This is a genomic window from Skermanella sp., from assembly GCF_059503625.1.
Genome location: NZ_JCACHA010000239.1, coordinates 1 through 3,184 on the forward strand (window position 1 = coordinate 1; position 3,184 = coordinate 3,184).

The 3,184-nt window shown below is 63.6% G+C and carries 4 protein-coding genes; all 4 read left to right on the forward strand.

Annotated elements, in window-relative coordinates; genetic code table 11:
- Positions 1-129: an ANTAR domain-containing protein gene (locus AC5JJ6_RS05810; RefSeq protein WP_496041136.1), complete on the forward strand. Its 129-nt coding sequence runs from the start codon at positions 1-3 to the stop codon at positions 127-129.
- 404 nt (positions 130-533) lie between these two features.
- A complete protein-coding gene (locus AC5JJ6_RS05815) occupies positions 534-1,964 on the forward strand; it encodes a CmpA/NrtA family ABC transporter substrate-binding protein (protein WP_496041133.1) in 1,431 nt (476 codons plus the stop codon).
- Positions 1,965-2,001: 37 nt separating this feature from the next.
- Positions 2,002-2,880: a nitrate ABC transporter permease gene (gene ntrB, locus AC5JJ6_RS05820; protein WP_496041134.1), complete on the forward strand. Its 879-nt coding sequence runs from the start codon at positions 2,002-2,004 to the stop codon at positions 2,878-2,880.
- Positions 2,881-2,910: 30 nt separating this feature from the next.
- Positions 2,911-3,184: ATP-binding cassette domain-containing protein (locus tag AC5JJ6_RS05825; RefSeq protein ID WP_496041135.1), on the forward strand; the 274-nt coding region annotated here is incomplete at its 3' end.

Below are 3,184 nucleotides of genomic sequence, written 5' to 3' on the forward strand. Positions count from 1 at the left end.
ATGGCCCACAAGGGATTGACCGAGGAAGAGGCATACCGTTTCCTCCGGAAGCTCGCGATGGACCAGAACAAGCGTCTCGCCGAGATCGCTGAGAGCATCCTGTCGCTCGCCCAGCTCTTCAAAGGCTGATGCGACAATCTGTACAAGTTGTTGAAAAACCTCATTTCTCGACAATCCGTGCTGGCTACTAAATAGGCATTTTTCTTCAAAAACCGTTTATGCCTATTTTTTGACCGCCTTATGACGATACCATGTGCAGCGCATCATCGCCCCTTACGTGCTTCCAACTCTGAAGCCAAGCGTTTCCGCCGCTTTCCGCACCTGCGAACGGTTGGCACGACGCTTGCTAGATAAACGACGCGGTGCGGCGATCCAATGGCGGAGCGCCAGCCGCAACCAGATACAGTGTCGGTCCAACGGCGGAACGACCTACCCCGGATAATGGCGTCCGGAACATCGAGCGGCTCTTCAACCAGCCCGCCCGACGTTCCGGCGCCTTTTTTATTGCCGAAATCCGGCACATGGAGTGATCGATGTCGAAGGTTCCCTCACTGCCCAGCTCCAGCAAAGCCGCCGTCCGCCATGACCGGCGCGGTATCCTCAAGACCGGCGCCGCCATCGCCGGCACCGCAGCATTGCTCTCCGCGATCAAGGCGGTCACTCCGGCAGGCGCCTGGGCAGCGGGCACCGACGGCATCGAGAAGCCGAAGCTGAACCTGGGCTTCATCCCGCTGACCGACTGCGCTCCGCTGGTCGTCGCCTCCGAAAAAGGCTTCTTCAAGAAGCACAGCCTGGACGTCACGCTGTCCAAGGAAGCCTCCTGGGCCAATATCCGCGACAAGGTGATGATCGGCGCTCTCGACGGCGCCCATATGCTGGCCGGCATGCCGCTGGCTGCCTCTCTCGGCATCGGCGCCATCAAGCAGGCCACCGTCACCGGCTTCGCCATGGACCTCAACGGCAACGCGATCACCGTTTCCACCGCCCTGTACGAGCGGATGATGGAGATCGACCCCGAAGCCATGAAGAAGCGTCCGATCGGCGCCACGGCGCTGAAGAAGGTGATCGACGCCGACAAGAAGGCCGGCAAGGAGCCGTTGACCTTCGCCATGGTGTTCCCGGTCAGCACCCACAATTACGAACTGCGCTACTGGATGGCGTCGGCCGGCATCGATCCGGACGAGGACATCCGCCTGATCGTCATTCCGCCGCCGCAGATGGTCGCCAACCTCCAGGCCGGCAACATCCAGGGCTATTGCGTCGGCGAACCCTGGAACGCCCGCGCCGTCCAAGCCGGCATCGGCCGCACGCTGGTCACCAACTACGACATCTGGAACAACAAGATCGAGAAGGTCTTCGGCGTCAGCCAGGAATGGGCCGATGCCAACCCCAACACCCACAAGGCCCTGATCCGCGCGCTGATCGAAACGGCGGCCTGGATGGACGAGCCGGGCAACCGGATGGAAGTGGTCGAGATCATCTCGCAGAAGGCCTATGTCAACGCGCCCGCCGACGTCGTCAAGATGTCGATGACCGGCACCTTCCAGTACGCGCCCAAGGACCCGGCGCTACCCATGCCTGACTTCAACGTCTTCCACCGCTATGCCGCCAACTTCCCGTGGCGCAGCCAGGCGGTGTGGTACCTGACGCAGATGGCGCGCTGGGGCCAGATCGAAACGCCGGTCAACTTCGCCAAGACGGCCGAAGCGGTCTTCCGCACCGACATCTACCGCGATGCCGCCAAGGAGTTGGGCGTCGCATACCCCACCGTGGACTGGAAGTCCGAAGGCACCCGCGCCGAGCCTTGGACTCTGGCCGACGCCACGCAGCCTATCGCGATGGGGCCGGACCGCTTCCTGGACGGCCGCACCTTCGACCCGGCCAAGCCGATGGATTACCTGCGGAGCTTCGAGGTCTCCAAACTCAAGATCGACATGGCGGCGCTGGCTGAAGCCAACGTCTGAGTCGTCCACCCCCAACTCAAGTCAAGGATAGCCTGATATGACCAGCGTCCCGGTGGACGAACCCACAGCCACGTCCGCGACCAGCCTCCCGTCCGCTCTCCCCACGACCCCGTCCCCTCGCCTCGCCCGCCTCCGCGAACGCGCCGTCGAAGTGCTGCCCGACATTGTCCTGCCGGCCATCACCTTCCTGATCGTCCTGCTGATCTGGCACGTCGTCGCCAACCATGTCGCCACCGGCTTCCCCGGCATCGGCGAGACCTGGGAACGCGGCGTCGAGCTGCTGTCCAACCCGTTCTACAGCAACGGCCCCAACGACATGGGCCTGTTCTGGCAGGTGCTCTACTCCCTGGGCCGCGTCACGGCGGGCTTCGTCCTGGCGGCGGTCGTCGGCGTCCCGGTGGGTTTCCTGATGGGCTCCAGCGCCGTGTTCCGCCGGGGCTGGGCGCCGCTGATCCAGATCCTCCGCCCGGTCAGCCCGCTGGCCTGGCTGCCGATCGGCCTGCTGCTGTTCCGCGCCGTCGATCCCTCGGCGATCTTCGTCATCTTCATCACCAGCATCTGGCCGATGATCCTCAACACCGCATCGGGCGTCGAAGCGATCCCCAAGGACTACCGGAACGTGGCCGCCGTCCTCCGGCTCAACCGGATCGAGATGGTCCGCCACATCCTGCTGCCCGCCACCCTGCCCTACGTCCTGACCGGCATGCGCCTGTCGCTGGGCATCGCCTGGATGGTCATCGTGGCAGCGGAGATGCTGACCGGCGGCATCGGCATCGGCTTCTTCGTCTGGGACGAATGGAACAACCTAAACGTGCCGAGCATCATCGTCGCCATCGTCGTGATCGGGGTTGTCGGTATCCTGCTGGATACGGGCATGAACCTGATCCAGCGCCGCTTCGACTACACCCACCGCTGACCCGCAACGCTGACGGAAGGAACCTGCAAAATGGGCGCTTATCTCAGCATCGAGGGTGTCGGCATCACCTTCAATCCCCGCAAATCCCCCACCCCGGCCCTGGTCGGCGTCAATCTCAAGATCCAGAAGGGCGAGTTCGTCAGCATCATCGGCCATTCCGGCTGCGGCAAGTCCACCCTGCTCAACATCGTCGCCGGATTGCTGAAACCGACCCTTGGCGGCGTCTTCCTGGAGAGCAAGCTGGTCGATGCCCCCGGCCCCGACCGCGCCGTGGTCTTCCAGAACCACTCCCTGCTGCCCTGGC